This window comes from Psychrobacter sp. DAB_AL43B, from assembly GCF_900168255.1.
In the GTDB taxonomy this organism is placed as follows: domain Bacteria; phylum Pseudomonadota; class Gammaproteobacteria; order Pseudomonadales; family Moraxellaceae; genus Psychrobacter.
Genome location: NZ_LT799838.1, coordinates 1,462,739 through 1,489,300, shown reverse-complemented (window position 1 = coordinate 1,489,300; position 26,562 = coordinate 1,462,739). Strand labels below are relative to the sequence as shown.

Here is a 26,562-nt window from a genome sequence, read left to right as displayed (position 1 = left end):
CAAAAAAAGCCCCAAAAAAAGGGGCGATATTTAATTATATTTATTACAGCTTGGCGACTACGTCATACTTACATCTTGGAGAATAGCACTCGATATGCAATAGCATTAATATCCACATGATAGCTAAAAACATTCGACTCGCTGTGTAACCCCATGTGCCTTTCCAGCCAGTCGTACCCATCCACGGCGGACTTTCAGCGATAGCACTTAATGACACCAGTGTAATTATCGACCAGCCTATCAAGCCCACGAATACCGCAATGCTAGATAATGTGGGCGTGTACTTTTTTTTGCTAAAAGCGCCGATATGAAAAAGCATCCAAAGTCCTGCACCTGCGCACATTAAACTAATCACAAAATCATAATTTATAGGAATCACTTGTCATCCTCCGTATCAGATAAATCAATACCTGTTTTCATCTTAAAGCCCTTATCAAGTGCCTTATTAATACGCTTTTGATTGCTCAGCCATACCATAGCGCCCGCTGTTGACGGTGTTGCAAAACTGGACACAGCTAATGCAAAAAATGTCAACGCGCCTTGTGGTGTACCTGTGAGAGCATCTATCAATAAGCAGATACCAACACCCCAAAACAAACCGATAACAAACTTTGCGATAACTGGATGCCGTAGTTTTGCATCTATATCATCAACAACGATAAATGACGCACCTAATCCACCTGCACCACTGAACACCCAAACGCCAAGCCATGAGAATATAAATGGAGCTGATAGGTCGCTTTTTTGTACCAGTGTTGCCGCTTGTACCGACAGTGGATAGCACATGGCAATTAATGCCGTACATATCAACCATAGCCAACGCAGCTTTATTTTAATCTTCATCTAGCCCCCTAATTTTTTCAATAAAAAAACCACTCATTGAGTGGCTAGTAACCTGCGATTGCTTTACTGTCTTGTAATTCTTGCATCATGCGTTCAAACATACCCGCTTGAGATTCCGGCACACTTGCATTTGCTGTTATACCACCAAGCGTAAACTTGACGTTATAACTCTTGCCGCCAGTAGTATTATTGCCCGTATCAAAATTAGGCTGCCTACTTAGATTGCCAACAGCTTGTAATGCTGAATCAGGTAGCTTATTAAGGCTTGACTCATATTTACTGCGTCTTGCTTCATCGTCACGCGCACGACTCGCAATCTCAGCAAGATAGACTGACGCTGTTTTAAACTTCTCAATGTCAGCCGCTGTCATTACTTGACCGTCCTTAAAGCCTTGCAGCTTACCGACGTTAAGAGCACCATCACTTGTGCCTTGCTTTGCGTAAAGTTTGCGAGCTTCCTCTGCGGCACGTTCTGCTGATAATCCTGCCGATTTTAAGAAGTTCTCAACAGACAGCTTTGATCCAAACTGATTACCTTCGCTTGGTGCTTTCTCAGTGCCATAAACCCGCAAGTTTTTAAGCGTTTCATCAGCGTTTTTAAGTTCCATCGCTTCCTTAACGCCTTTGATTTTAGCTTGCAGCTTGTCGTAAGCCGATGCAGCTTGGTTAGCGGCACTGACCATTGCTTGGCCTGCGACACCTGCGCTCGATGCTATGCCGTCATAAGCTGTTTTAATACGACCGACCGACGTTGTGACGTTATCGTTTGCTTTAGTTGCTTGACCCATCTTTTCAAACGTGACGCGACCTTGCTCATCAACTGCAATCGTTACACCGCGCTCAGCAGCCATTCTTCTTGATACGGCATCGATGACGCCTTTATTTGCCGCAATATTTGCTTTAGCTGTTTTCTCAAAGACCTCCTCCATTTGCTGCGCTGTGGCTTGACCGTCTTTTTTAACAATATCGAAAGCCTCGGTAAATGCACCCGCTTGTTTTGCCAATTCCTCACGGGTTTTTAACCCTAATACGCCGTAAGCTTCTGCGACTGAGTTAATGCCATCTGTCAGCTCGTCAAGTTTGGTGCGCGATAAATCAAGACCGTCAGCAAGCTCTTGACCGGTCAGCTTCCCCTCTTTGCCAAGCATGTGCCACTGCTCAATAACATAATCAAGCTCAGCCGTATTACTAGCCTTATTGGTCATATTCGTAAGCGTACCGACTAGCGCGTCACCCGCATCATATCCAGCGTCTTTTAAATCATCAAAGCCGTCAATCAGCTCTTTCAATCCCTCACTAGACTTTACAAACTCTTTGGATAAACCGACACCGACACTACCTGCTAACTCGTCAATCTGCTCTTTGGTGCGCGTACTTGCTATGGTTGACCTATCAAGTTGCGTGACTAACACATTACCAGTTTCAGTCGCTTGTACCGCTAAGCCTTGCAACGCTGCAGCCTTCTCAAGCTCGCTTGTGACAATACCATCATTATCAGCAATGCTCTTAGCGGCATATCGCGCAAAGTTTTCTTCAATCTCCTTATAGCGTTCGTTAGCCATATTGATGCCACTGGCTAACTCTTCACCTGTGATTTTACCCTGACTACTTAATGCGCTAAGAGAATTAATAATGTCATCAACAGCACCGATGGTTTGCGCCTTGGGCACAGCGTCAGCCAGCGCTTCTTGCATTGTTGATCCAGTCTCTACCGCTTTTAATGCAATCTCTGCAAAGCTCTGACCTAAACCATCATAAGCAGCCCGAGCGCCTTTTGATGATTCGATAATAACCTCACCTGTTTCAGATATGCTTGCTTGCAAATCCTGAGCTGCTAACCCTAAGCGCAGGTCGTCAGTAATCATCATGTTATTAGCAGCAATTTTAGCCATTGCGACTTTGATATACTGCTCTTCCATCGCCTCGGCTGAATGACCGCCTTTAGCAACCATTTCATCATAAGTTTTTTCGGTATCTGCTAAAGTTTCATTAAGCCTATCCTTGGCTGTCTTGCTCATCTCAGCCCATGCGCTTTTGGTGCTAGACTCAAACTCCATAACCTTAGCGTCTGCGCGTTCATGCAGCTCAGTCGCCTGTCTAAATAGCTCGTCTGATAACTCTGAGCTTTGGCCTTTCATTTTCTCGATGGTAGAAACAACACCACCGGCTAAAATCAAGATAGTGCCAAACATACTGTCAGCAAGGATTGATATGCCTTTTAATCCATCGCTAACAACGCCAAGCGAAAAGTTTAGTGACTGCATTACACTCGTTAAAAATCCTACCTGTTCACCTCCTTTGACAAAAACACCGAATGCGCTGCCAATATCACTAAGCGAGGTATATAAGTCTTTAATGGTAGTAAATAATGCACCTGCCGTCGTCAGTATCGAATCAAAGGTTTTTTCAATGGTCGCCATCGTCGTAGGGTCGATATTATCAAACGCACTGCTTATATAGTTGATAGCTTCAGCTAATCGACCTGATTGATTGACCGATTCATTCATGCCGCCAATGAATACAAACAAGCTGTTTTTCATGGTCTGAACAGCATTACCGACGGTTTCGGGTAATGTTGTAAACTCAGATGCAATGGCCTCACCTTGCGAGCGTACCGCATTAATAACAGTTTCAGAGGTTAGCTTGCCGTCCATTGCCATAGCCCGTAGCTCACCACGAGTTACGCCCAAGCCGTCAGCCATTGCCAGTGCTAAACGTGGCGACTGCTCCATGATTGAGTTAAATTCGTCACCACGAACAACACCTGATTGTAAGCCCTGAATTAACTGAGTGATTGCAGCATCAGCACTGGCAGCACTGCCGCCGGACAGCTTGATTGCTTGGTTGATGGTCTGCGTAATACTTAATACGTCTTTCTGTGCCAATCCTAATGCTTCGGACGCTTGCGTAATACGTGCGAACAATTCGCCTGTATTCTCTACACTACTAAAAGTATCAGCCGCAATTTGCTTAACGCCATTAAAGCCGTTTACAAAGTTTGCGCCCTCACCGGTGGCAAGTTTTATTTTTGCCTCTAAACTAATAAAAGCATCTGATACCGCGATAATCTCAGATACGCCAATGCCAAGACCGGCTGCCGCTAATAACCCTTGCAAGCTTCCAAACGCGCTTCTTAGTTTATTAACACCACCGCCAAGATTGTTTGTGCTGCGCTCAGTACGATTAAGTGTATCATCAGCACCTCTTAATTCTTGCTCAAGCCGTCTTATTTGCTCTTGCGCTGCTCGCGTTACTCGGTCAATCTCAGCAGCAGGACGACCACTGTTATTCTGAAAATCAACCAATGATCGGCTTATCTGGTCAATCTCACCGCGTATTGTTTCAGGCACTCGAATATTGGTGATTCGGTAAATAGAGTTACGCGCATTATCAGCCGTATTAGATGCGCGATTCATTGCACCTGACAGCTCATTAGCGAGGCTGACACTTGCGCTTCGGGCTTGCCCCAGCTCTTGCTCTAAGCGGTTGACGTTGGCTGTTGCTTGCTCTACTTCTTGAGGGGATGCGCCTGTTTGACTTAATCGTACCGCCTCTTGTCTAGCTACGTCTAATTGACGGCCTAATCGCGTCACCTGTAAAGCAGACGCTTGCATTGCCGCCTCAACTTGCTCACCTGATAAGTTAGCACCTGCTCCCATTTGGCGTAGCTGGTCAGCCGTTGCACGGATCTCAGCCGTTAGTCTGTCCGAGCTGACGTTACCAAGCCCCGCAAGCATCGTAGTGGCTCGCTCAGTATCGGTATTCATTTGCTGGACGTTACGCTGCACTGATTGCGCGTATTGCGTAAACTTGTCACGCGCCTCATTGATGCCGTTATTAAACTGGTCATTCAATAGCCGTAACTGTACGCTAAAATCTAAATCACCTGCCATTGGATTACCTCAAATTTTGGACATAAAAAAACCACCAGTTAAGGTGGTTTGGTTGGTCTGTTTGTATTTTCATTGGTTGGGACGTATAACGGACAGCGTCATAATTATATCGTCATATCTCTCTACAACCCTAACTGAACCATCGCTTGTTGTGATAACGGTACAGTTGGGGTCGTTGATTTGGGTTATGCACATTATAAAGGATGTGTTGATAGCCAATTTTTCCGATGAGCTTAGGTCTGTTACTTCGATAAATTCTGTCATACATTGTCCTTTATTTAAAAGCAGATGCTCTATCCGGCTTTGGCAACTGGCTGTTTTTAATATATCGATCGTCAATGTGGTAGCGATTCAAGCTATCACAATCGATAAAGACCACTGGCTTTTTATCAGTGTTTTTATTTTTCGATATCCCTGCATAGTGCATGACTTCGGTTTTAGCTTTTCTGCCAACTAGATGAACGGCTTTATCTAGCAAGTTATTGATACGCTTAAAAACCCTCATCACCCCAAGTCTCGTAATCTGTGGGGAATTGGTCGGGCGTAAGATAGTTTATATCTATCATGGGTTAACCTCTATTTTTGCGTAGTGCCGCATTGTGAGCAAGTCCAAAGCCCTTGCTTGCCGCCTTTTACCGCCATGTAAAGCGCGACAAATAGCCATACACCCGTAAGTAAAGTTAAGACGATATGCAGCGCCCAATTAGGTGTTTCGCTGTTTCTATAATGCAGTGTCATCTTTTTATCATACGAACACATTTTCATTTGCTGCTCTACTTTACTAGCCATACCATTACTCGCTGTTGTAATTACTATTGGTAAATTTTGGGAAAACTGATACTAAAACGTCATTTTATTAACATCGTAGTCGCGCAAATCAAAGTTTGCCTCGAATAGTTCAGATAACCCAATAATAGGCAGGTTAACAATAGCTATGTTTGATGTAGTGAACTTATTAAATAACTGACTTTCTGTAAATTCGTTAATAGGAACGATGACACCATCAATACTATTACGCATCTCGTATGTTGACTGATTGCCATCAAAGTTTATGGCCACCCTACAGGATGGCGTACATGATAAGTTTGAGTTAACGAAAATTGTTACCGTACTGGTCACAGCGCCGCTACTGCTCTTACGTCTTTCAAGCTCAACCCATGGCTTATGTTTTACATTGGTAAGTTTCGGATCATAAAAGAAATTCAGCGCATAGTTATCCGCTCTTAATGAAAATACTCCACTACTATTACCTACCGATGAATACTGCCACTGTGTTTTTTCCTCAGGATTACTAGGTTGATTATTATCTGAGCCATTGCTACCAATGCCAGTATAACCAAGCCTTGCAGCATCCATATCATCAAAACCACCGCATCCACTTAGCACCAACGCCAAGCCAACCGCAATCAGTATTCTCATAGCCGATACTCGATAAAGTTATATTTACCCAACTTTAACCGATTAACCATTGTTACGCTAGTCCTTCATAAACTCTTTCCAGCCTTTGGCGTCCGCCTGCGATACTCGCATAGCGATTGCCATATTCTTAACCTCTTGCTGCTTATCTTTAGCCAGTGCTTTAGATAAGCCCCACCATTCACCAAACACCATATCTAAGATGTCGTGCTCTCTGATTCCGATTTTGTAGAATGGTAATAAGCTGTCGTACCAAGTAACGCTAGTTGTGCCCCCAACTGCTTTAGGGGAATGAAAATCTGACGCATAAAAAAATCACCACTATGGGCGACGACCTCCTGCATCACTTGTAGCATCTCTAACGGCTCAAGCTCTCTATAAAAGCTCGGCGGCTGGTCTGTTAGTGTTGAGGCCAAGATAACCGTTTCATCTGTAAACGTGCCAATCAGTGCCATTAGCTCACTCTCTGGCATACCTTTTTTAGCTTTCACGATACGCTCAAACTCAGCGACAAAAGGCGTAAATGCACGCGTTACTTCGTGTAGGTTTTTAACTTTGACGCGGTTGATCGTAATCTCTTGCCCTGCTACTTGGATAGTTTTAACGCTATCGTCTTTTTTATCGGTCATCGGTTGCACTCCATCTGTAATAATCATTTGCTGTAAAGTTGGTTATCGTCGCTGAATGAAATACATCTTCAAAAATCAATTTCTCGCCATTTAGGATAAATAATATGTCGCCATCTTTGGTGTAGAAATAACTATCATTGCCCCACAATTCACGACTGACATTGATATCTTCTGGCAAATTCATCATAGCTTCGGAAAATCTCATACTTCAATCTCTACATAATTTAAATTAGGTGCTTGCCCAACTATTTGACCATCGCGTATAAATACCTTAGATTGCAGCTCGTAAGCTGCGCTTGATTGCACAACCGTATTACCCCCACCCTGCATCGTGACTGTATAGTTTGAGCCTTGTCTATCAATGACAGTCGCTAATTGCTTAGCACCTTGCTCAGTGACGTTTTTGAATAACTGCCATAAGTTACCACTAGCCATCATATAGCTCCCAGTCGTCTGCAATTGCACTTGCACCGTCTAATGTAGATTGGCATTCCGTTCCATTGTGCATAGCGATAAAGCCTGTGTAATTCCCTTCTGAGATAAAATTTCCTTTATCTTTAGCGTTTTCGACAAAGTACATAAAATCGCCTTCAAGCCATGCCTTCATTCTTACTTTTTCACCCGCTCTAATTTGCGGCATTAATTCTTCAATCTTCATAAATTATCCCTTATCAAAATGACGCTCAACGTCAATAGACTGGTCAACTTCAAGCGCACGATTGCTTGATAGACGACCTGTGATAGTCGTGCCTCTTACCATGCCAACCCATGACTCGCCATCATTAACACCGATTAAAGTAGATGGTTTTAACACACCTACATCAGCGACTAAGGGCATTGAGATACCGATATTGCCAATATCACCTGTGTCGCTCAGTATCATTTTGCCACGGCTAATAGCTGCTAATTGGTCTGTCATTAAGTCGCTTGTAACCATTGGCGGCTGATAACCTCCGCTTGTGCCGGTGCGTTTGATTAAGGCCCCGATGCCGTTATCGTTTTCACCATAGATAGTCACACCGTTATAAGCGGGCTTATTAATGCGTCCACGGCTGCGACTGGTAATCAGCGATTGCGTCAAATTAATGCTAGGCGTTTGTGCTGCCCACTCCCAACTTGGCACCGGATAATGCGCCAATACGTGCAATATATCAGCAATCATATCAGCATTAATAAAGCCACCTGCTGCTTCGGCTATCCACTGAAGCGAGTTAATAGGTGTTTTGCCTGTGTAGCTGTAAGTGTTAGCCGGTACATTCCAACCGTTTACCCCTGCTAATTGCCAATCCAATGTAAAGCCTGACGCTACGCCGTTACGGTTTAATTCAGCATCAGCTATCTGCCTTGCACTCATAGCCGTGTCAAACTTAAAGCCCCGCTGTGTCGCGTATGGATGCGCTAATAACATCGCCCGTGACTTACCTTTGATCGTTAATGAGCTTTCACCGAATGATATAGAGTCATCACAACTATCTAAGATAAATCGCCACAGATTGCCGTTACACGTAAATTCAACACCTATCTGCTGCTCTAATGCCGTATCGACTTTTGATAGCTCTGACAGCGGTACAGTGGCGCTAAATGACCATGTATAGCTATTGCTATCAATGCCCACGCTAAAGCCTAGCATCTTAATCTCACGCCCATCATCTGAGCGCGTTAATGACACACTGTTTGTCACAAATATAACTCCTTGACCATAAGCATCGTTTTTATCGCTAATAGTTAACTGTAGATACGCGATGGCATCAAGTGTTGCTTGAGAGTGTATCGCTATCCCCGACGACTTGCCAAAAACTCTAGGCTCGCACATCGTCACATCAAGCGTAGGATTAACGCCTAACGTCTCGCGCTTGCATGGCCTTGTTTCCATTGCATCAGCGTCAGTAGCGGATAGCACCAACACGCCTAATGGCATTGATAACGGCATTGCTAACTGACTAGACGCGCCTCTATCAGCGATACGCCTTGTCATCGGTAACGCTAATTCATCATTGTAAACATAGTGACGTAAAGCACCGCTACCACATTCCCAGCCTTCAATGATTTGCTCTTTAAGGATAACGGTTTGTGATAGTGGTGGCGGCACATAACGCAATTTGCTAAACGGCAATCTAGCAGTTTCTATTAAAAAGTCAGTACGGTTGTTAAGTAGCTTGCTGTACTCGCTGTAAGTGCTAAGTTTGTCTGTTAATAATTTAGCGTTCTCACCGCTTATAGCTCGCTCAATTTGACGCTTGGCCATTGCCTCAAAGCCAAACCATTTATCAAGGCCAACAAGCTTTGATTGCTCGTTTTTCAACTGTCTACTATGCGCGATAAACGACTGGTATTCACCGCCATGACTACTACTATCACCTATTAGTTTTGATTGCTCAAACGATACTTGACTGCTTGAGTGTAATTGCTCGTTAGCTTCAAACTGCGCTTGATTATCTGTACCGATTAGTTTTGATTGCTGCCAATCCGCATTGACATGCTGCGTTAGATTGTTGGTAGCCTCAAAGCGTGATCGCTTATCAATACCTTGTAATTTAGCGTTTTGCATATCGCTAGATACATCGAGCATGACCAATCTAGGGTTATTACTGTCATAAGTTGCGCTTGCACTTGCTACTGGATTGAGTGTGGCTGTAGCTGTGATAGTGACCGATACGCTTATCTGTTCAGCGTCAACTATGGCACTGGCAACAGGTGTTATGTCTGCGACTGCTGTGATTGATATATCAACCGTATCATCATTGCTGATTGCTACATTAACATTAGCTGTAGGCGTCAATACTGCAACCGCATTGACCGTTACATTTATATCATCGGCAACATCAGGCGGTGTAATCGGTATGCCAACCACTGTGCCAAGTCTGCGGCTCATGTTAAGCGGCAAGACGTTAGGCTGTGGCTGCTCACTTGTCGCTACAGTCAACGGTAACGGCAAACTGCTAGATATAAAGTATAAGGGCGGCGCTATCGTGCCTAGTGGCTGCGTCATACCAAGCATTAAAGCATTAGCATTTGGCTGCTCACTACTCAATCGCTCTAAGCGTAACGGCAAGGCATGAGCTAAAACATACTTATAGCGCGTTATATCGCCTAGATTGCGGTCAAATGGCAAAGATAATCTACTGGCTTTTGGCTGTACTGCAATATAACGCTCAAGTATGAGGCGTAACTGATTAGACATTTAACACCTCAATTTAGTTTACTGCCAACCTGCCCACAATGCTTGCTGCTCATCAATCGTCAAATCATCGGCGGGCGGCACATCATCCCACGCAAACGACTCAAACTCTTTTTTATAATCACGCACCATGACTAAGTAGCGCTGAACAGGGTCAAGCCCCATAAAGAGATAATGCCCATTTTTAAGCGAGGTAATAACTTGCTCAACCGCCATTGTTTGTGCATTAAGCAGCCAGATTTTACGGCTTGCAGGTTTGCCTTGCACTGTGACGATACCGTCACCGCTACCTGCGATATAGCCACTATGCGTCAGCGATAGCGATATATATGTCTTTGCGAGTACATGCATATCAATACTCCCAGTAATCAGTCTTAATTAAAAAAGTCCGCGCACGACTAGTAGCCTGAATAAAGTTACTTGTTGAAGACCCTGCGCACACACTCAGCACATTGCGAGCACCTAATGCCTGCTCACTAATGCCGTACAAATCTGCCGTTTTATTAACAGTTTTTGACAGCATTGGCGGTAATTCAGCTATGACCATGTTCTTGAGTGCGCTCACAAGGTAAATAGGGCTAACTAAATCCACAACACCTATATCTAGTGCATATTCGGCAGCCTCAAGCGCTGTACTGCCCGCCGCGCTTAGGTATGTATTGCTATTATCTGATAGCTGTACATGGGTATAAGTGTTCGCGGAATAAAAACTATAAGGTATCGGTGTGGTTGCATTTTGCCCGATATTGAAAAACATTATATTTTTGCCTGTATTGCTAGTCAGTGCTGATTTAACAGCGCCCAAATACGTGATACGTGCTGACAGCTTACTAACTGCTGTATGTTGTGTAAGCTCGATAAACAGTATGCCGCGCTCAGTAACCAATAATTGCCAGCCATTTTCGCCGCTTGTTTTATCGACAGCGACGAACGCCTTGACAGGTGCGTTATAGCTCGGATTAACCCTTGCATCTTGATACTGATAATACCAAGTCGTACTCGATGCGCTCGTATCATCAATCCCTAGACGATAATCGCTCATAGCTGCGCTAGGGCTGACAAATTCTGCAACGTGATTGACTTCGTTGACGATTGACCAACCTGCACTCGCTTTAGCGCCATAGCCTGTAACTAGGCACGCTTTTAGCACCGCTTTTACATCACCCGCCACACGAGCGTTATAGTTAATCTGCGGTGCGCTTGCATCAGTGCTTTTAAATCGTAGCACTGGCTCATTGACTGGATTTAAAAAACTCATAACCTACCTCTATTTATTTAGTACAAACTCGTATGGACCATGTGTTAAAGGCTCACAACCATCTGACACGTAAGTAATACCGACTATTAAGTTAGTGGTGTAATCAAACGACCAATTACCCGCGCTATTCGGTATCGACTTGCCAAGACACTTGCCAGTTTTCCACTGAAATATCAGCACGTAATCAATCGGCAAGCCGTCAAATCGTTTTGCTCTACCTGTTATCGTTGCCATATCAGATGCCCATTGTTAACGCCGTTAATGTCACATAACCACCTTGATAGATTTTATCCTTATCAAGGGTTAGCTCAGTTGCCGCATCAAGCGTCGCTTCAAGCGTACCATCTGCTGCTAGTATCTTGGCAGCCGTTGGTACGCCTGATGCTATTGCTAGCACCTTTGGCGGTATCTTGAAGGTCATCACCGCATCAGCAATAGATGTTTGAACGGGATTAAGCAAGGTGATTTCAGCGGCAAGCGTTAAACCTACATAGATTGACAACACGGAATTATTACCAACATTCAATCTATCGGCAATCCCTTGTAGCGCTGCGTTTTTTGCATCAACTGATAACTCCATTACACAACCCTCTCTCTATCAATGTTGGCGTGATAGCCAATGGTAAAGTCGTAATTATCTGAGCTACTACCTTGATGTTGCTGTATCGCATTACCTATCCATATTGGATATTTAGCTGCTGCGGTATTGATACGCACCACGTTATTAGCCGACCAACCTATACCCCATGCGGCTGCCGGTATCGTAAAGTACGGATAGCCTGTCATTGGGTTTATTGGCGCTGTTAGTGTAGTCGTCGAGCCTGTACCGATCTCACCGACTGTTTGACCGATAATGCGAAACGCTGTGGCACTGGTAAACACTAGCGCCCATCGTTCCTCAATCGCATCACGATTAGTCGCTACGATAGGATTATTGGTGACTTGCAACTGCGATGTTGTAGCATTACCAATGAGCGTATCGCTAAATACACCGCCCCACGACTGCTGACCAAAGACGTTAAACGCACGCGCTTGCATATCACCAGCGAGTAGCATTGAGCTAAATACCGCTGCTGTGCTGTAGTCATGTGTGATAGGCGTTGATAGAGTGACACGACCTGATATGTCAGTTTCAATCACTAGCGCAATATCCATAATTCTATACTTAGCGGTCAATGGTGCAGTATAAAACGACATATCAAACAAGCCGTTAAGCTTTAACGTACCTGCGTCAAGGTCAATATCAAGATAATCAAAACTGACCTTTTTACCTGTACTATCAACGACATTCACATCGGATAGGCGCTCAAAACCTAAGTCAAAAACATCATTGGGTGCATTGGTTGGTAACTCCATTGTTTTAAGCTCAGTGATAGCAATGCTGTCGCCTTTGCGCACAAATGGCACACGACCATCGGTAGGCAGACGCACCGGATCAAGTCCGATAAGCTCTTTATCTAATGGCAAGTAACTATAGGCAATCGCGTTGTAGCGGATTGAGTCAGGCTTAACGTAAATTGGTTTATTAATATAATTAACGCCTCCATCCATATAGATGTTAGCTGCGTCATACCAAGACTGATTGACCACATCGGGATTAGCCGCAACTCCTAACTTCTCATAAAAATACAGCGCAACAACGCCCGCTTTAAAATCAACCGTACCATGAGCGTACTTGCTGCCTGTGATACCGCCTTGTGCGTCAGTTGATAGTGATATAACCGTACCATCTGCAAGCTCTGCGCTGATTTGCAACGATGCTTTTTTAAGTGGTGCAACTGGCGTTCTAAAGATGATGTTAGCTAATGGCACAGGATCGTTTTCTCGTAGCATTGACTTGAGGTTGACCGTGTTGGTTTGTCCTGCTTGCCATGTATCGATTGATACGGCGCCAAAGCGATAATCAATATTTCCTACCGTTAAATCGCCACTTTTAATCTTGCCATTACTATCTCTAAAGCTCAGCCCTAGCGCGTCTAAAAACAATGAGTCATTAACCACGGCATCGGTTGTGTCTTGTGGCAGGTTGATATTGATCAACGTCGCAGCATCTGTCATTGTTGCTGCTTCAGTTGATGCTGCTGTGGTTGCTATGCCATTGATCTGAACCTCTGACGCTTGCATTTGCACTGTCTTTGTCACAGTTTTAAAAACAGGCGAAACCCCCGGTCTAACGATAACGTCAACCCCTTCAGATTTTCTCGATACATTAATAACAAAATCCACAGTACCAGCAGCCTTGTTGATTATACTACTGGTTAATGATGCCACCCATGTATTAGAATCCGAGGCTGCATTTTTGATTGACTGCCAAGTGTTTACCTCTGTGGAGGTGTAAATAGCATTACCTTGTTGGTACGCTTTATCGGTGTAAATAGGTCGCAACACATCCTCGATAACAAGTGACGTTCCGCCATCATTAAGACCTAAAACAACCTTTAACTCACCACCCAAAAAGACAGTAACATCAACATCGGTAATGGCTGCCTCAAAATCCAACAATCCGCCAAAAGCACCTGACGCATCGGTCGGCTTATACCATAAATTTTTATTTACAGTATTTGCATTCAATATGCGCTGATAAGACAAATTAAATACAGTATCTTTGGCAACTGTATCATTTGGCGCAATATTCAGTTTACCGTCGATAAACGTGCCTGTTGCATCGCCAGTGATAACACCGTTACTCACTGTCGCGGTCTTGCCTGTAAGCCATGTTACTGTGACAGAGCCGCTTACTTTGTCTGCAATGCTAATAACGTGGTAAGCAGGCAACAACGCTTGAGCGCCGTACTTAACCGTGTCTAAATCCACGCCGAACGAGTAAACAATATAGCTTGCCGCATCAGGTATGGCGGCAGTCGTAAGTAATACTGTCCTGCCTTGCACCGTACCGCGTCCGTTACCATCCTCATCAACTAAGTTGCCGCGTCCATCGTCATGTACGAGATAGTTGTTACCATCTACCGTATAAGTGATTTTAAGGCTATTAGGGACCGGCTCAGCGCCCAGCTCGCGTACATAGTTATAACCTGCGTTATCTTCTACGACTTGATAATCTGTTTGTGCCACACGAGTAAATTCTGACGCAGGTTTATAGCTACCTGTGACCGTTGTTTGCCCTGTATTTAATAAGCTATACCAAGTTATCTGACCAACGCCATACTTGATAGACGCATAAGCTAAGCCGTTACTGCTGACTAACTCACCATCACGGTCGGTTAGTGCTTGACCACCGACTGACAAACTAAGTGTGCCAACTGCGATACCGCTTGGTAAGCTAAAGGCGGTATTAGTCGCAACATTGACCGATTGATTAATAGCAATCACACCATCGCCACGCGCTTGAGTAGCGACTTGATTGGCTGGATCACGCTGCAAAATAGGCGTTTCAACCTGCGTGCTAGGCACGACTTGGGTATAAATTGAATTGATACGTACCTGACGAGATTGCATGGCAACCACTGGCTCGGCCAATCTTGACGCACTGTAATACTTTGCTGCATCAGCCACGCGCGCCTCACGCAAGATAGCGCGGCGACTGGTGTTAGCGTTTGCGTAATACTCGGGCACAGTTAAGCCGTTGAATGTCTTTGTTAGGGTGTCGCCAAACTCAATAGTTGCGACTGTACGCGTCACTGTTTCGCTAACGGTGCGCTGAAAACGACGCTCTACCGTATCGACTTTAAGCGGACGAATATACTGATAAAACTCGTCTGATTGCCCTTCGTTTTGCACAATCACAAGCGGCTGACCGACTGCCGGTATCTGATCGCCTTTATCGAGCGACACTTGAATAACGCGCTGACCTGTTAACTGAGTTTCTAATATATGCCCTGCCCACTTTGAGCCGAACGCTAGATAGCTTTCGATTGTGTTTTGAGCATCAACACGCCTATCAGCAAAATCGCTTGCTTTAAAGAAAAATACACTGATATTCGGATTATCTGGCAATTCGGTGATTAGCATTCGAGTGGCTTGCAGCAAGTCAGTGCTTGCGGTCTTAACTGCTAGATATATCTTACGCAGACGCACACGCCCAATAAGGCGGTCAATGTCTGATACATCAGGGAGTAAGTTATTAGATACGCCATCAATGACGGCAACACCTGTAGGCAATCCGCCACCATCAGGCGTGTCTGCCATGATTTCAGATTTTAGTATCTCTAAATCGTTTTGAGTAATCGCCATTGTTGTCATCCGTCAAATTTTAGGCATTAAAAAACCCACTCAATGAGTGGGCTGTGGTTTTGCTTGTTAGATTTTAGTCTAGATTTATAGGCTTCGTGTTTTTGATTATTTCGCGTAAATGGTGATACTTGCCGTGTAACTCAGCATCAACAGCGTCTTTAATTTGCTGCCATTGATCTATACGTATGCAAGCGTTTAAGCAGCCATCGTCTTGTAGTTCTATAAAATCACCGTCAATCTCAACTGTAATATTTATATCACTCATCACTCACCCCATTCGCTATCAGGTATATTAAAATAAGGCTCACCAGTATCGGGTTTGGCTGGATTATGCGTATAAGTAAGTGTCATATTCTCGTCAATAGCTGACCGCGTAATACCTGTCATTATCCACTCAGGATACTTAGCACCATCAGTTGTTATTTTAATCTCGCTCATAACACACCCCATTAAAAGTATGCTTAATTATACCATTTACACGCTCGGTATCTCTAAGAATTTAAGCATCACATTATAGTAATCGGTCAGCTTTGGGCTTGTACTGCCTTTGATTGGCGTTGCGTTGATAGCCTTTTGCGTCGTATCAAACATCACTTTAACGCGCTTAACCGACCCATCTGCTAGGTAATCTAGCCAAAACGTAGCCCCTAACTTGTCACGCTCGGATTTGAGCGAATTAACCGTTGTCCGTGATAGTACGCCATGGCCATCAGGTGCTTGCATCGTGTATGGTCTGCCAGCCTGTCTTTGTGACTGCTCGACTATCATCGTACCGTCTAGCGCGTACTTAGTGCTTGATACTACTGCGGACCAGTCGTGTTCGCCCTCTGGGTAAAGACTATCGGACAAAACAATAACGTCATTCGTGACAGTATTTGTCAGTTTGGTTTGGGTGTTAGTACGCATAATCAATCCTTTTTATTTGAGTAAGCCATCACCGCGTAATGACTTAGTTAAATAAAAAAAACCTAGTTGATGTTATGACCAGGGTAAAAACACTAGACCGTCTTAATCTCATAAGCTGCATTACGAGATTCATCAAATAACGCCGTGCCTTCAATCTGCATTTCCGCGAAGTCGTCATTGATTAGATCGTAAGCATCGGCTGGGTTCAGCTTCACGCGATAAGCGGTCACAATCTGCTTATCTTTTTGACCGACTGTATTCATGCCGTCAATGCGAAGCTCATAGAAATCCACATCATCAGTCATTGGCTTCATAACCGTAGCAGCGCCATAGGTATAACCAACTTTGATAGGGCCTGTGTGTCCATCGGTCAGCATTTCAATGCGACCATACTGCTTATCGATTTTGTAGTCAGTATTTTCAGATAACGTCTTTGGTGTGCCTGACGTGCTATCCACAACAGTGGTCACTGTTACGTCTGAGTGCTTTAAGAAAGCCATGTCACCGATTGCATCAACCGTATGTTCTTCCGCTGTCACTGATCCAGTTTCAACGGTTTCAACAGTTGCTTGCAGTGCTGCTCGCATCGCTTCTAAGCGGCGCTCTTGGATGGTTAGCGATACAGTGGTTTTCTTAGTACCGGCTGAAACATCCCAAACTTGGTTGGTGCCAGAATGATGCTCGATTAATTCTTTTTCATCTTCGACTGAGTGAGCAAAAGACAATGCGGATGCTACGCCAACCCAGAAAGGCTTGCCGCGTACCGCGCCCGTAATTGGGGTCATAAAGATTTTACCCTTGCCAATGAAAGCGTGGGATTGATTTAAGTTCTCTGCCATGATTAATGTCCTCTAAGGCTGAAATTTGGTTTGAAAAGTAAGCGGATAAAGCGCAAACGTGCTGAAGTAGTCTGGTCTGCCTGATGTATTGGTGCGTTCTAGCGGCTCGTGGTAGTCGTCCAGCTCATAACCTTGTACGTGATTAATGACCTTGCTGATAAGCTCGCCTGACGTTTCCATGAGCGCTCTAACATCGTCTTGCGCTGCTTGATTGCTAACAGCGACAACGACGGTCCATTGCTGCATATCACGACTGTCTATCGAGCCATTAGCGCGTGGATTGTTTGAGGTATTGATGACATATAGCGCCGGTGTGGTGTTTTTATTAATCTTATTGATACTGGCAACAGTACCGACGTGCTTAATACCCCACTCCTTTTGCTTTGCTTCTAAGTGGTCAATCAAACCAAGACCTACTGCAAAATAATTACTCATAAGTCTACGTCCATAATTCGATTAATAATGTTAAGCACACTGGCTCTGTCGTCGTCATTCATACCTATAAACGGTCTAGGCGTGACGTTTCGATAAGGTAGCCCGTAGTGCATCGCTTTTGCATACACTACGTTTGTGCCCCACTTGACGCCATCAGGCAGCGCAATATAAGTGAGTGAAGCCATGAGCCGTCCAGTATCACGCAAAGTTTTGCCTTGATCGGCAATTGCTCTTTGTGACGGTATCCACGGTTGACGCCCTAAGTCGTGCTGATTGTAAAAGCGCTCCTCAGTTTGATGTACCATTTCAGCGCCAGCCAACCGGCTAAACTTCTGCATTTTTTGATTATCAAAATACAAAGCGCCTAGTCGTCTGATTATCTCGTCACCACCTGATAAGTTTGCATCAATCATAATGACCTCAGTTCATGCCTGGCATCCTGGCAAACACATCATCACCAAATACTTGACCACGATAGCTATCACCGATGGGCACAGCGGGTCTGATGTACGTTGATTGTTGCTCGTCATCAGTTAATGGCTCCGCAAACGTAACATTGGCTTTACCTGCACCCACATCTTGCAGCCACTTAAGCGCTTCTTTATAACGTGCTTCAACCTCGTCGGTCGGCTCGTTCATATAAAGCAAGTAGCGAGCAATATCAGCGCACACCAGTTTCAAATGCTCAGTCTTATTGAGTGGCGTTCGATAGCGTATTGATAAGTAGCTGTTCATCTTCTCTGATGCGTCAGACAGTGCATTGGTAACCGCAAGCAAGCCGTCATTGTGCATCGACTCAAGCTCACCGATTGCCAATGCACCAAAGCGATTAACTAGGTCTTCATGAGTCGCGTACATAATCAGTCCTTTGGAAATAATGCGATCAATGTTTTCTTGTCGTCAGACTTGTTGTACTTGATACCTTCTTCATCAAGCAGTTTTTTCAGCTCATCGTTTGATAAGCCGTCAAGTTTGACCACTTCGTCACCTTCACCAGTGTCATCTTCGCCACCTTGCTCAACGATGGCACCAATGCTCAGCAAGTAATTGATACGGTCTTTATCAGTCAGACCAGCAACTTCTTCACCAGCGTTAAATTGACCGATAGCGTTTTTTGCGATATAAACTTTTGACATTTTATGATCTCCATTAAAAAGCCCCGCGTTAGCAGGGCTGATTAAAGTTAAAGGTTTGTTAAAGGGTAATAAAGCCAGTACCACCACAAGCGCCATTTTTATTGATAGTTACTGGCAATGGACTTGAATCAGCAATAAACTTATCTACTGATGGGTCGTCGCTAAACACATGGTACGGCATCAATTCCATTGCTAACTTAGCAGGGTTTTTACGATGCTTAATCATGCAATAGTAAAGCGGATTGGCAAGCTCAGAGATAAGCCAAAAACCATCTTCAGGAACCATCAGCTCACTGGTGCCATCTTCTTTCTCAAACTCAGCGTCATATGTCCAAAAGTTGATACCGTCTAAAGTACCGCGTAGAGAGGCAGTAGTTTCGCCACCAAACCCACCGTCAAAAACACGGGTCGCATTAGTGTCTTTTGATGCCGTGAATTTATCGTTAAGCTCTTTATCGTCTGACATCGCATCAAACACACGGCTAGACATGAGCGCATCAACTGGGCGGCGCTTGCCATGCTTGACCAAGTTTTTAACAATCTTACGAATGTCTTTATAAGGCGTAGCACCTACTTGATCCCATGCGACAAGCGGGTTAAAAGTCAAATCAGTATGGCGACCAAAATCAACAGTCACACCCGCGTTATCATCACCTTGCACAACCACTTTGCCGTACAGTAAAGCATCACGGCACATCATAGTGACACGCGCTGCTAGTGACTGGCGGATAGTCCAGTAAGACACGGCGGCTGCCATTTCCCACTCGTCTTGCATAGTCGGTGGCACACCTGCGGCATTAGTCGCAATGACGCGCATATTCTGCAATAGCTTTTGCATCTTAGCGTCAATTTTACTTAACGGCTCAACGACACATGCAGGCTTAAAGTAAGGTGCTGGAATATAGTCAACACTCAACTGCACCTTATCTTTAATCACACGACCTTGCGCGGTTGGTAGTACAGCAGGGGCTAATGGAATGTAGGTTTTGATATCGCCTACTGGCACTTTATCTTCACCGTTTAGATAAATCGGATTGCCGAAATAACGGTCACGGAAAAAAGTATCAACTGGCTTGCTTAGGTCATAGACCGCGCCAAGCTCCTCAAATGATGCGGTATCAATTTGCGCATCTTCAATATTAAAAGTAGCCATAAATTATTTTCCTATTTAACTACGCTAAGCGTGATTTTAGTTGAGCGATTAGCATACGCACGCGCTGCTAGCTTTTGAGTTGGAGTGAGTGCTACACCATTAAGCTTGACACCTGCAACATCGAATTTACCAGCCACATAAACAGGCATTTCAACGCCCATTGCTAGTTTTTCGGTCGCTTGTGCAGCGGTCACATCAGTGAGACAAATAACGTGCCAATCAGCTTGTGCACCAGTTGAGCTATCGCTATGAGTCGCCACGTTGGTGCCAGCAGCGATAATAAGCAGGTCGCCTTTGTGATATGCGGTTGCCGTAGTCGGTACAACGCTATCGGTGATAGGCGTCACATCAACTGGTAACGGCTGTTCGGTTGTATAAGTGAAATCAACCATTATTTAGCTCCTTGTGCTTTTGCGGCTGCTACTGCTGCCATGATTTTACTTTCGCCACTTTCACGGCCATTGGTTGCTTGCTCTTTATCCAAGCCGTCCGGCAGCTTTGGTGCTACTGGCTCAACTGGTTTTGCCATAAACTCAGCAACAGCAAACTGCGCATTGTCCATCGCTTTAAACGCGGTCACTTGCTCATCAGTAAACGTGCGACCAGTATCAGCAGCCAACTTATCGATAGCGGTTTGGCGGGTTGCTGCTTGCGCTGTAGCTAATGCCGTTTGTGCTGCGTTAGCTTTAGCGTTGGCAGCAGCAATAGCTTGCTCGTCTTTCACCTTGTCGGCTTTTAGCGCTGCGATTTCAGCCTGCGCTTTCTCAAGTTCGTTCAAGTCGTACTCCTCGGGGTTATTGTTGCTCTGTTTGGTACTGCTTGACACTGCTACGCTATCCGCAATCGCATCAATTAGACCTAATTCTTTGGCTTTAACGGCTGTGAAAAAATCACCTTCCCAACTTGCTACTGTCTTAGCATCAACGTTGCGCTGTGCTGCCACATAATTAAAAAATATATTTGCTGACTCATTAATACCGTCTTGTAGGCGTGTTTCTTCTTCAGCAGATAATGGAGTAAACCAATTAAATGCACCCTTCCATTTACCTGAACGGAAGCGCTTTATATTGATACCCGCATCTTCTAGCGCCTTTGATTCTTCGGCATGGTCGCCATAAACGCCAATACTACCGATGAATGACTTCTTGGATGCTGTGACCTTGCTTGCGCTCACTCCCAGCCAGTAAGCAGCTGAACCCATATCACCACTTACAAACGTTTCAATCGGTTTTGCAGACTGGTAGATAGTCTCAGTGATACCGTCAAGACCTGCGACATAACCACCGCCGCTATCAATATCTAAGACAATGCTAGTCACCGTGTAATCGTCATTAGCTTGCTGAACGTAGTCCGCTAAGTTTGCATAGCCTGTTACACCCCATGAGCGATAATCGCTTGAGGTTTCCGGTACTAGCAGACCACGCACATCGATCGTCGCTACGCCATCAACTACTGTATAAGTAGGTTCATCACCATTGCTTGAACTAGACAGCGCTTTAAAGTTGATAGCGTCCACCTCAGCTTGTAAGTCATGACAAGCCATAAGTTCATGACGTTTAATATCGCGCTTAATCTTTGCTTGTAAGTTCATAATTTACGTCCCTTAAAAAAAGGGTTGAATGCCTGTTTGAATGTTTCTAGTGCATGCTCTTTAGAGTCACACTTAAGGGTAAATAATTCGTTATCTAAAAAATCATCATCGATTGATAAACGAATAGTGTTGTCTTCGTAATCGATGTAAGCACTCTTAATCAAACTGGTTTTAATAACCATCGAACCTATTGAGACAAACTCAGGCTTTAAAATTCTATTTAGTATGGTTTTAATCATTTGTGTTCACCCATTAAAAAAGCCCTTACATTTCTGTAAAGGCTTGGTGTAATTCGCTTGGTTTAATTCTGTGGAGGTCTGGCGCGTGCCTTAATTCCATTGCTACTTATTTCAAGTTCAAGCGTAGATACATCAATATCATCTTTTTTACGTCGCTTTGAGTAAGTGACGACGGCTATATCTATCAGTAGCACGATGGCTCTGAGTATTCGTGATTTGCTTATCATGCGCCTTGCTCCTCAACCAGTTTTTTAGCCTCATCAATCATCGCGGCAAGCTCAGGTATCGGCTGTGCCAACATTGCTGTGATAGCTGACTCGATACGCTGTCTTGCCGCCAATATCGCACCTGACTGCTTGTAGTACGTGATAGCAAGCTCTGCTATTGTTTTATTGACCAGTTGATTCATGTTGCCTGTGTACTGCGCAGGTGTGCCACCAATCCAACCATCAGCTAATGGAGGATTAGGTAGAGAGATATCGGTTGTTATCCCTTTCGCTTCCGCTTGCTCCTTAGTTAATGCCCGCATGACACAACGGCAACGATACCGATCAGGAGCGTAGTATTTTTGCCAAAATGGGTCGTCAATATGCCTAACAATTTGGTCTAACTCTCTATGCGCCAAACTTTGTCTATTGTCGTTAATGCCATCGCGTATCAAATAAGGGCGTTCATCTTTATTCTGTTGCTGCTGATACCATCGACCACGACCATAAGCGCCTTGGATATTCGTTCTAAAGATATTATCTAACCGATGCTTTGGCAGATTGATATTAATATCGCCCGCCTTAACTGCGTTTTGAAAGTCTGCAAATGTACCGCCATCGACTAGCTCATTGTTAACCAAGCCCATTACGTGCTTAATCTGCTCAGTCTGTGCTAGCCCTGCGATAGATACCGCTTGCTGACGCTGTATAGGTGTCATCACGTTGTAGTAATTATCGGGTAGAACCACCTCACGATTTAAAGCGTAAGCAATGGCTTCGATAAACTGTACGTCAAATCCTGCTGTTGTCGTTGCCATTATTATGCCTCTTTAGGCCAATCAGGTAGCGGATGCCAGTGGGAAATACCAGCGTTTATAGTCTGCCCATTACCATTCTCAACAGCAAACCATTCTTGATTAACAAACTTTGCTATTTCAACACGACTAGGGTTTTTATACAAAACCAAATATCTGCCATTTTCGGCGGGGGTGGCTTTATCTATTCTTAGCCAGTTATCCATATCAAACCTCACTCGATTCATCAGCAAAACCATGCACATCAGCGACCATCAACGCAGTATTAACCAACTGAGTAAACTCACTTTCAGCCAATCCATCGCCGCATAGATTAAATAGCGCCTCACGTAGCTCATTTTCATCAGTAGCGTCACCGATAGCTGATAGCACCGCATTAGTATCAAACGGCTGTACGCTCTCATTTAGCGCATCATCTGCGACTGCTTCAAGCTCCATTTGTTCGTCGGTAAACTCACTATCACTGTCAGCAGCTTTAAACGGCAACCATGTTCGACTGGCAAACGAATTAGCCTTGGCTGATATCGGCAATGTGGTCGCACTCCCAAACGTTTCAACGTGTGAGATATGGCGCTCTTCATAACCAAGCTCATCAACAAAGTATGACTTGTTGAAGCGCAAACCCATGTCATATGCTTTTTTATCGGCATCTAACTGGTCAACTGGAATTACCTTTTTAGCAATCCATTTAAACTCAGGCACTTCATAGCCATTCGCATAACAGATGATGTCAATAAAACGCTGTACCGCTTTAAGCGCGTGCTTACGGTCTGAGTTGAAGATAATCTCTTGCTGCTCTTGGTGTATCTTTCCTTGTCCGTAAGTACCGCCGCCATCTGTGCCACTTGTCAGCGTTTGCCCTAACAGATAAGTCGTAATACCTTGCTTGGCAACATCGTTATAAGCAACGAATGCTTCACCATGACTGCCACCAGTTACAGCAGTTACATCTTCATCGATACCGACAGTGACGACACCAGCGTTATGGGCTGCCAGCAATGCATCGGCAAAATCTTGCGCGTCATCTTCGCTATTGGCGTCAGTCTTACCGATCAGTAGCGGCGAACCAAAACGCTCTAAGAACTTAGACCAAAAACGCCAACCATTAGTTTTGAAGTAATGTAGCCAATAAACACGGCTTAACAGTGACTTACCTTTAGGCTCTAAGTAAGTCGGCTTGTGCTGTTGGAATAAGTAGCGATACTGATAATCAACTTGGTCGCTAACCGTGATTGCTTTGCTACCATCGTTTGGATACCACAATAAATCACCGTTGGCTTTAGGCTCAAACCAATCGATAGGCTTACTTATCATCTTAGTGACGACGTTGCGCTTTTTATCGTCTTGCCCCCATACCATTTCAGCGACATCATAGCCGTATAGTTTGCTGTCAATCACGCCCTGCAATATCGGCTCAAGATGCAAATCTAATTGCTCATAGATAAATTCAGCAACCTTGCCTTCGCTTGGCATCAACGTATAAAGCGAGCTTGTTAACTCCTCTGTACGTCTATCAACCGCTTGGTCAATATCAGGGTCAGTAAGTAGCGTCTTAAGCGCATAGCGACTGACACCGGCTTTTTTAAGTATCTCGTCAGTATCTTGGCGTATGAGCTGTTGATAAAACATTTTGCCGCGTAAATCAATCGCTTGCTCTTGGCTCAGTGTGCCGCCAGCTTTGACACGGTAACGCGGCTTTTTAGTCATGTCTGTCATCTGTACGTCCGTTTGCCAGCTGTGGCTCTATGTCGTTTAGTGGATTTCTTCTCAACCATGTTGTCAGCGAATACCATCATCACCGCATCGAAGCGGTTTGGCGACGGTGTGCCTTTTGGTTTCTTATTGATTAGTATTTTGCCCGCATTGGTTTTTGCGTAGGTAGGCTGTGATAACTCAGTAGTTAGCGTAGCAAGTTCGTCGAGCGTACTATCAATACTAATAATCTCATCAGGATGAAACGCAGTACCGTCAGTGACAGCCCTGTGAGTTATTAAGAAGCGCTTGCGTAGCGCCCATCCTGCTTGAGCTTTGAAGTTATCAAAAGCATCGCTGTTCTTTTTACCTAATATATCTTCACGCTCTGGCTTATAAATACCGGCTGAACCTCTAAATGGGTGGGCGACAACATCAGGCAGACCTGTGCGCTGCTCATTAATTACCCTAGCATCGCCTCTTACTCCTGCGCCTAACCCATCAGCGTCATACAAAAAGTATTCTGACTGACTATCAGCGGTAGCCTCAACAGCTTCTTTTGATGTAGCAAATATATCTGAATCCTTGCCACTCCAAGTAGTCAAGCTGTTAAGCAACACGCCATAACGACCAGCGATAGAGTTTTTATCAATGCCTTCGTCCGCCACATCAAGCGCCATAATCTTACTGCCGCTGATAGTAATGCCCAGTTTCTTGTGAGCGTCGATAGCAGATTGCACCCATGCTGACGGTATCAATACACCTTCAACCGATGCTGAATAGTCAATATCAATCTCTTGCGCTACTGTTACCGCGTCAAGCTCATCTAACTGTTTGTTATACCAAGCATCATCTTTACGTGGATCATCGCGCCAATGGAATGTAAACACACGAATGCGTCCACTGTGACGGCGTAAGGCAAATGAGTTATTACTGCCATTGGGTGTAGATATATCATTTCGACTGTTGGTAGTAGCAGATAACGAGGCATCAACTAAATGCGGACGCTCTAAGAACGCTGCCTCATCCACAAAATATAATGACGCCCTATCACCACGACCAATGCCGTCACCCGCTTCACCAGTAATCACACTGCCAGTTTCAGGGAGTATAATTCGTTTAAAAGGACTGTGTTTTTCACGAATCCAACCGCCGCGAAACTCAGGCGGTAATCCACTTAAAAACATACGACCTTTTTCAAATAGCGCTTTAGGGCTACCAATTAGATCAACGTACTCCTCTTTGCGACTACCAACACCGACTGATAAGCCATTGTTATGCAGTCCTAGCGAGCATGACAAGCCCATCATGAGCCACGACATACCCATATCGCGTGTCTTCTCCGTAATGGACGGTTTTTGCAACTTCCAACCGTCCATCAACCAATGAATCCATTCTTCTTGTTTAGGGAATAGCAGAAACGGTATGTATGACGGTAAGCCGCGCTCAATGTTGCGCGGGTCATATGTCACACCCCAATCAATAATAAATTGCGCTGGATTGTCTTTGTAAAATGCTTTTAATGCGGGCAATGATTCAGGGTTTTGTCTAATGCGCTGCAATCGCTCAATGCGCCATTCAAACACCTGTGCATAATCAGGATTTTTAAAATCGAATGCAAAAGGGATAGGCATTATTTACCACCCATAATATCCTGATAGGCTTGGCTTGCTGCTTGAGCGTCACCGTTGAAATTGTTGATAGTTGGCGTCATGCTCTTATCGCTCGACTGATGGTCTAGTTTCTGCTTATTAGTGAACACCTCACCCATTTCTTTAGCTACCTGCTCAAGCAAACTTGCTGCCAACGGTCTATTCTTAGATTTCACTGAATCAGCAACCATCTTATTAAGAACACTTAATCGATAAGCCTTATTAGCAACTGGTATCGCTTGAATATCGTTGTTAAAGTCATCACGGAATTGCTTGAATAGGTCCTTCCATTTTTGCGATAAATTAACTGCAGCAGCTTTGCCCGGCTCGTAAGAAGATACCTGTTGTCGTGTTACTTCTATATCAAATTCTTGTTTGACGGCATCCACTACTTCTGAGGGTGTCATGTATGTGGCTAGACCTTGAACAATATAGGCCTTAACCTTATTGTTAAGCGTTGCCATTTTCTGCCTCTCGTATTATGTGGTAT

General features: G+C 44.5%; 34 protein-coding genes. All 34 read right to left on the bottom strand.

The genetic code is table 11. The annotated features are described in order from the left end of the window. Nucleotides 1-43 precede the first annotated feature (43 nt). Nucleotides 44-379, bottom strand: coding sequence for a hypothetical protein (locus tag DABAL43B_RS06590; RefSeq protein ID WP_079691632.1), 336 nt, complete (start codon nt 377-379; stop codon nt 44-46). After that, on the bottom strand, nt 376-843 hold the full coding sequence (locus DABAL43B_RS06585; protein ID WP_079691631.1) for a hypothetical protein: 468 nt from the start codon (nt 841-843) through the stop codon (nt 376-378). The genes DABAL43B_RS06590 and DABAL43B_RS06585 overlap by 4 nt, the downstream gene beginning before the upstream one ends. 44 nt (nt 844-887) lie before the next feature. After that, nucleotides 888-4,736: a tape measure protein gene (locus DABAL43B_RS06580; protein ID WP_079691630.1), complete on the bottom strand. Its 3,849-nt coding sequence runs from the start codon at nt 4,734-4,736 to the stop codon at nt 888-890. Nucleotides 4,737-5,010: 274 nt separating this feature from the next. After that, complete coding sequence (locus DABAL43B_RS06570) at nt 5,011-5,241, bottom strand: hypothetical protein (protein ID WP_079691628.1); 231 nt, start codon at nt 5,239-5,241, stop codon at nt 5,011-5,013. Between the two features lie 71 nt (nt 5,242-5,312). Next, nucleotides 5,313-5,525: a hypothetical protein gene (locus DABAL43B_RS06565; protein WP_079691627.1), complete on the bottom strand. Its 213-nt coding sequence runs from the start codon at nt 5,523-5,525 to the stop codon at nt 5,313-5,315. A gap of 51 nt (nt 5,526-5,576) precedes the next feature. Beyond that, nucleotides 5,577-6,155: a hypothetical protein gene (locus DABAL43B_RS06560; RefSeq protein WP_079691626.1), complete on the bottom strand. Its 579-nt coding sequence runs from the start codon at nt 6,153-6,155 to the stop codon at nt 5,577-5,579. A gap of 57 nt (nt 6,156-6,212) precedes the next feature. Continuing rightward, nucleotides 6,213-6,347: a hypothetical protein gene (locus DABAL43B_RS14495; RefSeq protein ID WP_264753842.1), complete on the bottom strand. Its 135-nt coding sequence runs from the start codon at nt 6,345-6,347 to the stop codon at nt 6,213-6,215. 2 nt (nt 6,348-6,349) lie between these two features. Further along, entirely contained in the window at nt 6,350-6,781 is a 432-nt protein-coding gene (locus DABAL43B_RS06555; protein ID WP_079691625.1) for a hypothetical protein, read from the bottom strand. After that, complete coding sequence (locus DABAL43B_RS06550; protein ID WP_079691624.1) at nt 6,771-6,986, bottom strand: hypothetical protein; 216 nt, start codon at nt 6,984-6,986, stop codon at nt 6,771-6,773. The genes DABAL43B_RS06555 and DABAL43B_RS06550 overlap by 11 nt, the downstream gene beginning before the upstream one ends. Beyond that, nucleotides 6,983-7,219, bottom strand: coding sequence for a hypothetical protein (locus tag DABAL43B_RS06545; RefSeq protein WP_079691623.1), 237 nt, complete (start codon nt 7,217-7,219; stop codon nt 6,983-6,985). Before DABAL43B_RS06545 ends, DABAL43B_RS06550 begins: the two co-directional genes overlap by 4 nt. Then, nucleotides 7,209-7,439 carry a hypothetical protein gene (locus DABAL43B_RS06540; protein WP_079691622.1) on the bottom strand — a complete coding sequence of 77 codons (231 nt, stop codon included), beginning with the start codon at nt 7,437-7,439 and terminating at the stop codon, nt 7,209-7,211. The genes DABAL43B_RS06545 and DABAL43B_RS06540 overlap by 11 nt, the downstream gene beginning before the upstream one ends. A 3-nt stretch (nt 7,440-7,442) precedes the next feature. After that, complete coding sequence (locus tag DABAL43B_RS06535; protein ID WP_079691621.1) at nt 7,443-9,962, bottom strand: hypothetical protein; 2,520 nt, start codon at nt 9,960-9,962, stop codon at nt 7,443-7,445. 18 nt (nt 9,963-9,980) lie between these two features. After that, nucleotides 9,981-10,310 carry a hypothetical protein gene (locus DABAL43B_RS06530; RefSeq protein WP_079691620.1) on the bottom strand — a complete coding sequence of 110 codons (330 nt, stop codon included), beginning with the start codon at nt 10,308-10,310 and terminating at the stop codon, nt 9,981-9,983. Nucleotide 10,311: 1 nt separating this feature from the next. Then, complete coding sequence (locus DABAL43B_RS06525) at nt 10,312-11,217, bottom strand: hypothetical protein (protein WP_079691619.1); 906 nt, start codon at nt 11,215-11,217, stop codon at nt 10,312-10,314. 9 nt (nt 11,218-11,226) lie between these two features. Then, the gene (locus DABAL43B_RS06520; RefSeq protein ID WP_079691618.1) at nt 11,227-11,451 is read right to left on the bottom strand and encodes a hypothetical protein; all 225 of its coding nucleotides are present in this window, start codon (nt 11,449-11,451) and stop codon (nt 11,227-11,229) included. A 1-nt stretch (nt 11,452) separates the two neighbouring features. Then, nucleotides 11,453-11,797 (bottom strand): hypothetical protein, encoded by a 345-nt coding sequence (locus DABAL43B_RS06515; protein WP_079691617.1) that lies wholly within the window; start codon nt 11,795-11,797, stop codon nt 11,453-11,455. Beyond that, nucleotides 11,797-15,408 carry a hypothetical protein gene (locus DABAL43B_RS06510; RefSeq protein WP_079691616.1) on the bottom strand — a complete coding sequence of 1,204 codons (3,612 nt, stop codon included), beginning with the start codon at nt 15,406-15,408 and terminating at the stop codon, nt 11,797-11,799. The genes DABAL43B_RS06515 and DABAL43B_RS06510 overlap by 1 nt, the downstream gene beginning before the upstream one ends. A 73-nt stretch (nt 15,409-15,481) precedes the next feature. Continuing rightward, complete coding sequence (locus DABAL43B_RS06505) at nt 15,482-15,673, bottom strand: hypothetical protein (RefSeq protein ID WP_079691615.1); 192 nt, start codon at nt 15,671-15,673, stop codon at nt 15,482-15,484. After that, nucleotides 15,673-15,846 carry a hypothetical protein gene (locus DABAL43B_RS14240; protein ID WP_171996336.1) on the bottom strand — a complete coding sequence of 58 codons (174 nt, stop codon included), beginning with the start codon at nt 15,844-15,846 and terminating at the stop codon, nt 15,673-15,675. The genes DABAL43B_RS06505 and DABAL43B_RS14240 overlap by 1 nt, the downstream gene beginning before the upstream one ends. Before the next feature lie 36 nt (nt 15,847-15,882). After that, nucleotides 15,883-16,314 carry a hypothetical protein gene (locus DABAL43B_RS06500; RefSeq protein ID WP_079691614.1) on the bottom strand — a complete coding sequence of 144 codons (432 nt, stop codon included), beginning with the start codon at nt 16,312-16,314 and terminating at the stop codon, nt 15,883-15,885. Nucleotides 16,315-16,406: 92 nt separating this feature from the next. Beyond that, on the bottom strand, nt 16,407-17,153 hold the full coding sequence (locus tag DABAL43B_RS06495) for a hypothetical protein (RefSeq protein WP_079691613.1): 747 nt from the start codon (nt 17,151-17,153) through the stop codon (nt 16,407-16,409). A 12-nt stretch (nt 17,154-17,165) separates the two neighbouring features. Further along, nucleotides 17,166-17,588: a hypothetical protein gene (locus tag DABAL43B_RS06490; protein ID WP_079691612.1), complete on the bottom strand. Its 423-nt coding sequence runs from the start codon at nt 17,586-17,588 to the stop codon at nt 17,166-17,168. Then, nucleotides 17,585-18,001 (bottom strand): phage virion morphogenesis protein, encoded by a 417-nt coding sequence (locus tag DABAL43B_RS06485; protein WP_079691611.1) that lies wholly within the window; start codon nt 17,999-18,001, stop codon nt 17,585-17,587. Before DABAL43B_RS06485 ends, DABAL43B_RS06490 begins: the two co-directional genes overlap by 4 nt. 7 nt (nt 18,002-18,008) lie before the next feature. Further along, on the bottom strand, nt 18,009-18,446 hold the full coding sequence (locus DABAL43B_RS06480) for a DUF1320 domain-containing protein (protein ID WP_079691610.1): 438 nt from the start codon (nt 18,444-18,446) through the stop codon (nt 18,009-18,011). A 2-nt stretch (nt 18,447-18,448) separates the two neighbouring features. Further along, nucleotides 18,449-18,724, bottom strand: coding sequence for a hypothetical protein (locus tag DABAL43B_RS06475; RefSeq protein WP_171996335.1), 276 nt, complete (start codon nt 18,722-18,724; stop codon nt 18,449-18,451). Nucleotides 18,725-18,782: 58 nt separating this feature from the next. Further along, nucleotides 18,783-19,877 carry a major capsid protein gene (locus DABAL43B_RS06470; protein ID WP_079691608.1) on the bottom strand — a complete coding sequence of 365 codons (1,095 nt, stop codon included), beginning with the start codon at nt 19,875-19,877 and terminating at the stop codon, nt 18,783-18,785. Between the two features lie 11 nt (nt 19,878-19,888). Further along, nucleotides 19,889-20,269, bottom strand: a complete 381-nt coding sequence (locus DABAL43B_RS06465) for a hypothetical protein (RefSeq protein WP_079691607.1) — start codon at nt 20,267-20,269, stop codon at nt 19,889-19,891. After that, nucleotides 20,269-21,468, bottom strand: coding sequence for a S49 family peptidase (locus DABAL43B_RS06460; RefSeq protein ID WP_079691606.1), 1,200 nt, complete (start codon nt 21,466-21,468; stop codon nt 20,269-20,271). The genes DABAL43B_RS06465 and DABAL43B_RS06460 overlap by 1 nt, the downstream gene beginning before the upstream one ends. After that, complete coding sequence (locus DABAL43B_RS06455; RefSeq protein WP_079691605.1) at nt 21,465-21,707, bottom strand: hypothetical protein; 243 nt, start codon at nt 21,705-21,707, stop codon at nt 21,465-21,467. Before DABAL43B_RS06455 ends, DABAL43B_RS06460 begins: the two co-directional genes overlap by 4 nt. A 223-nt stretch (nt 21,708-21,930) precedes the next feature. Next, nucleotides 21,931-22,731 carry a phage minor head protein gene (locus DABAL43B_RS06450; protein WP_079691604.1) on the bottom strand — a complete coding sequence of 267 codons (801 nt, stop codon included), beginning with the start codon at nt 22,729-22,731 and terminating at the stop codon, nt 21,931-21,933. Between the two features lie 2 nt (nt 22,732-22,733). Next, nucleotides 22,734-22,934: a hypothetical protein gene (locus tag DABAL43B_RS06445; protein WP_079691603.1), complete on the bottom strand. Its 201-nt coding sequence runs from the start codon at nt 22,932-22,934 to the stop codon at nt 22,734-22,736. A 1-nt stretch (nt 22,935) separates the two neighbouring features. Continuing rightward, nucleotides 22,936-24,444, bottom strand: coding sequence for a DUF935 family protein (locus tag DABAL43B_RS06440; protein WP_079691602.1), 1,509 nt, complete (start codon nt 24,442-24,444; stop codon nt 22,936-22,938). Beyond that, complete coding sequence (locus tag DABAL43B_RS06435; protein ID WP_079691601.1) at nt 24,441-26,054, bottom strand: TerL protein; 1,614 nt, start codon at nt 26,052-26,054, stop codon at nt 24,441-24,443. Before DABAL43B_RS06435 ends, DABAL43B_RS06440 begins: the two co-directional genes overlap by 4 nt. Next, entirely contained in the window at nt 26,054-26,536 is a 483-nt protein-coding gene (locus tag DABAL43B_RS06430) for a DUF2280 domain-containing protein (protein ID WP_079691600.1), read from the bottom strand. The genes DABAL43B_RS06435 and DABAL43B_RS06430 overlap by 1 nt, the downstream gene beginning before the upstream one ends. Nucleotides 26,537-26,562 lie beyond the last annotated feature (26 nt).

Excerpts from the sequence above, each read along its gene's own strand:
- DABAL43B_RS06485 (WP_079691611.1), bottom strand. The coding sequence starts at position 18,001 with ATGATTGATGCAAACTTATCAGGTGGTGACGAGATAATCAGACGACTA.
- DABAL43B_RS06545 (WP_079691623.1), bottom strand. The coding sequence starts at position 7,219 with ATGATGGCTAGTGGTAACTTATGGCAGTTATTCAAAAACGTCACTGAG.
- DABAL43B_RS06490 (WP_079691612.1), bottom strand. The coding sequence starts at position 17,588 with ATGAGTAATTATTTTGCAGTAGGTCTTGGTTTGATTGACCACTTAGAA.
- DABAL43B_RS06460 (WP_079691606.1), bottom strand. The coding sequence starts at position 21,468 with ATGAACTTACAAGCAAAGATTAAGCGCGATATTAAACGTCATGAACTT.
- DABAL43B_RS06550 (WP_079691624.1), bottom strand. The coding sequence starts at position 6,986 with ATGAGATTTTCCGAAGCTATGATGAATTTGCCAGAAGATATCAATGTC.
- DABAL43B_RS06525 (WP_079691619.1), bottom strand. The coding sequence starts at position 11,217 with ATGAGTTTTTTAAATCCAGTCAATGAGCCAGTGCTACGATTTAAAAGC.
- DABAL43B_RS06515 (WP_079691617.1), bottom strand. The coding sequence starts at position 11,797 with ATGGAGTTATCAGTTGATGCAAAAAACGCAGCGCTACAAGGGATTGCC.
- DABAL43B_RS06465 (WP_079691607.1), bottom strand. The coding sequence starts at position 20,269 with ATGGTTGATTTCACTTATACAACCGAACAGCCGTTACCAGTTGATGTG.
- DABAL43B_RS06565 (WP_079691627.1), bottom strand. The coding sequence starts at position 5,525 with ATGGCTAGTAAAGTAGAGCAGCAAATGAAAATGTGTTCGTATGATAAA.
- DABAL43B_RS06505 (WP_079691615.1), bottom strand. The coding sequence starts at position 15,673 with ATGAGTGATATAAATATTACAGTTGAGATTGACGGTGATTTTATAGAA.
- DABAL43B_RS06500 (WP_079691614.1), bottom strand. The coding sequence starts at position 16,314 with ATGCGTACTAACACCCAAACCAAACTGACAAATACTGTCACGAATGAC.
- DABAL43B_RS06435 (WP_079691601.1), bottom strand. The coding sequence starts at position 26,054 with ATGCCTATCCCTTTTGCATTCGATTTTAAAAATCCTGATTATGCACAG.
- DABAL43B_RS06520 (WP_079691618.1), bottom strand. The coding sequence starts at position 11,451 with ATGGCAACGATAACAGGTAGAGCAAAACGATTTGACGGCTTGCCGATT.
- DABAL43B_RS14495 (WP_264753842.1), bottom strand. The coding sequence starts at position 6,347 with ATGGTGTTTGGTGAATGGTGGGGCTTATCTAAAGCACTGGCTAAAGAT.
- DABAL43B_RS06570 (WP_079691628.1), bottom strand. The coding sequence starts at position 5,241 with ATGAGGGTTTTTAAGCGTATCAATAACTTGCTAGATAAAGCCGTTCAT.
- DABAL43B_RS06580 (WP_079691630.1), bottom strand. The coding sequence starts at position 4,736 with ATGGCAGGTGATTTAGATTTTAGCGTACAGTTACGGCTATTGAATGAC.
- DABAL43B_RS06470 (WP_079691608.1), bottom strand. The coding sequence starts at position 19,877 with ATGGCTACTTTTAATATTGAAGATGCGCAAATTGATACCGCATCATTT.
- DABAL43B_RS06535 (WP_079691621.1), bottom strand. The coding sequence starts at position 9,962 with ATGTCTAATCAGTTACGCCTCATACTTGAGCGTTATATTGCAGTACAG.
- DABAL43B_RS14240 (WP_171996336.1), bottom strand. The coding sequence starts at position 15,846 with ATGAGCGAGATTAAAATAACAACTGATGGTGCTAAGTATCCTGAGTGG.
- DABAL43B_RS06450 (WP_079691604.1), bottom strand. The coding sequence starts at position 22,731 with ATGGCAACGACAACAGCAGGATTTGACGTACAGTTTATCGAAGCCATT.
- DABAL43B_RS06480 (WP_079691610.1), bottom strand. The coding sequence starts at position 18,446 with ATGTACGCGACTCATGAAGACCTAGTTAATCGCTTTGGTGCATTGGCA.
- DABAL43B_RS06530 (WP_079691620.1), bottom strand. The coding sequence starts at position 10,310 with ATGCATGTACTCGCAAAGACATATATATCGCTATCGCTGACGCATAGT.
- DABAL43B_RS06560 (WP_079691626.1), bottom strand. The coding sequence starts at position 6,155 with ATGAGAATACTGATTGCGGTTGGCTTGGCGTTGGTGCTAAGTGGATGC.
- DABAL43B_RS06455 (WP_079691605.1), bottom strand. The coding sequence starts at position 21,707 with ATGATTAAAACCATACTAAATAGAATTTTAAAGCCTGAGTTTGTCTCA.
- DABAL43B_RS06445 (WP_079691603.1), bottom strand. The coding sequence starts at position 22,934 with ATGGATAACTGGCTAAGAATAGATAAAGCCACCCCCGCCGAAAATGGC.
- DABAL43B_RS06430 (WP_079691600.1), bottom strand. The coding sequence starts at position 26,536 with ATGGCAACGCTTAACAATAAGGTTAAGGCCTATATTGTTCAAGGTCTA.
- DABAL43B_RS06495 (WP_079691613.1), bottom strand. The coding sequence starts at position 17,153 with ATGGCAGAGAACTTAAATCAATCCCACGCTTTCATTGGCAAGGGTAAA.
- DABAL43B_RS06440 (WP_079691602.1), bottom strand. The coding sequence starts at position 24,444 with ATGACAGACATGACTAAAAAGCCGCGTTACCGTGTCAAAGCTGGCGGC.
- DABAL43B_RS06585 (WP_079691631.1), bottom strand. The coding sequence starts at position 843 with ATGAAGATTAAAATAAAGCTGCGTTGGCTATGGTTGATATGTACGGCA.
- DABAL43B_RS06475 (WP_171996335.1), bottom strand. The coding sequence starts at position 18,724 with ATGTCAAAAGTTTATATCGCAAAAAACGCTATCGGTCAATTTAACGCT.
- DABAL43B_RS06510 (WP_079691616.1), bottom strand. The coding sequence starts at position 15,408 with ATGGCGATTACTCAAAACGATTTAGAGATACTAAAATCTGAAATCATG.
- DABAL43B_RS06555 (WP_079691625.1), bottom strand. The coding sequence starts at position 6,781 with ATGACCGATAAAAAAGACGATAGCGTTAAAACTATCCAAGTAGCAGGG.
- DABAL43B_RS06540 (WP_079691622.1), bottom strand. The coding sequence starts at position 7,439 with ATGAAGATTGAAGAATTAATGCCGCAAATTAGAGCGGGTGAAAAAGTA.